This window comes from Dellaglioa sp. CoH-57-MRSF-20 (genome assembly GCF_056781955.1).
Genome location: NZ_JBXAXV010000034.1, coordinates 1 through 839 on the forward strand (window position 1 = coordinate 1; position 839 = coordinate 839).

The 839-nt window shown below is 54.8% G+C and carries 3 protein-coding genes; all 3 read right to left on the reverse strand.

The features are described 5' to 3' along the window. A partial coding sequence (locus tag AC1RPN_RS07895; RefSeq protein WP_481763667.1) for a hypothetical protein occupies window positions 1–237 on the reverse strand: 237 nt, incomplete at its 3' end. A gap of 59 nt (window positions 238–296) precedes the next feature. Then, a complete protein-coding gene (locus tag AC1RPN_RS07900) occupies window positions 297–446 on the reverse strand; it encodes a hypothetical protein (protein WP_481763668.1) in 150 nt (49 codons plus the stop codon). Further along, window positions 443–839, reverse strand: a 397-nt coding sequence (locus AC1RPN_RS07905; protein WP_481763669.1) for a hypothetical protein, incomplete at its 5' end; no start/stop codon positions are given. The genes AC1RPN_RS07900 and AC1RPN_RS07905, both read right to left, overlap by 4 nt.

The following is an 839-nucleotide window of genomic DNA, read 5'->3' on the forward strand; positions in this document are numbered from 1 at the left end:
CGGTACGTCGTCAGGATACGCTTTTTCCAGACTCGGCATAGGCCAACACAGAGCCACCTCTTCCTTCTTGTCAGAGATACGCACACCCGTCTTGTCCAATTCTTCCCATTCTGGGCTGCGTTTCCGGATCGTATCTTCCAGACGGTCGAACGCTGCATCCGACATGATCTCGGACTTGCCGTTGTAGTATGCGTCCTTGGCCCGAAGATACAGGGCCTTCATCTCACTGAGCTTCACACCGCATCCTCTTCGTCGTAGTACAGAGCTTCATTCACGATGTTCGTCACTTCCTCACGTTAGTTGTTGATCAGGAGCACGCGCAAAATCTCGCGCAGCGCATTCCTGAGTGGAAGCGAACTCGGATGCGTCTGGAACTCTTCTTTCGACTCGTAGCCAGAAGACGCCTCGAACTCGATGATGACGCGACTTTTGGTGATTTTGCTCATTTCTTCTCCTTTGTGCGGTGTCGGAACGATTGTTTCTTGTCAAACCCGTGACTCACTGCCTTGTCCACGTCGGTCTGGGTTGCGGGCGGCATATTAGCACGAGCCCGATCCTCGTTCAAGAGGCCGAGGAAGTATGCGATGTTCTGATACATCTGGGTGGCATCGATGACGGCCGCGAAACCCAGCTCACCGAGTACCGGGACACGCGCCGGAATCTCCTTCCACTGGACTTCAAAAACCGGTGCGTGTACCAGCCGCGAAAGTTGGTAGGCGTCCTCGTTGAAGACCCCGAGTTCGATACCGGGATCACCGATACTCCATTTGTCGTAGGACCGGTCCCGGCCAACAGTTCCTTCCGAATGGACCTGCCACGGCCCGAAGTTTTCTTCCTCG

Bases quoted from the DNA above. Each gene is read 5' to 3' on its own strand.
- AC1RPN_RS07900 (WP_481763668.1), bottom strand. From the start codon at position 446: ATGAGCAAAATCACCAAAAGTCGCGTCATCATCGAGTTCGAGGCGTCT.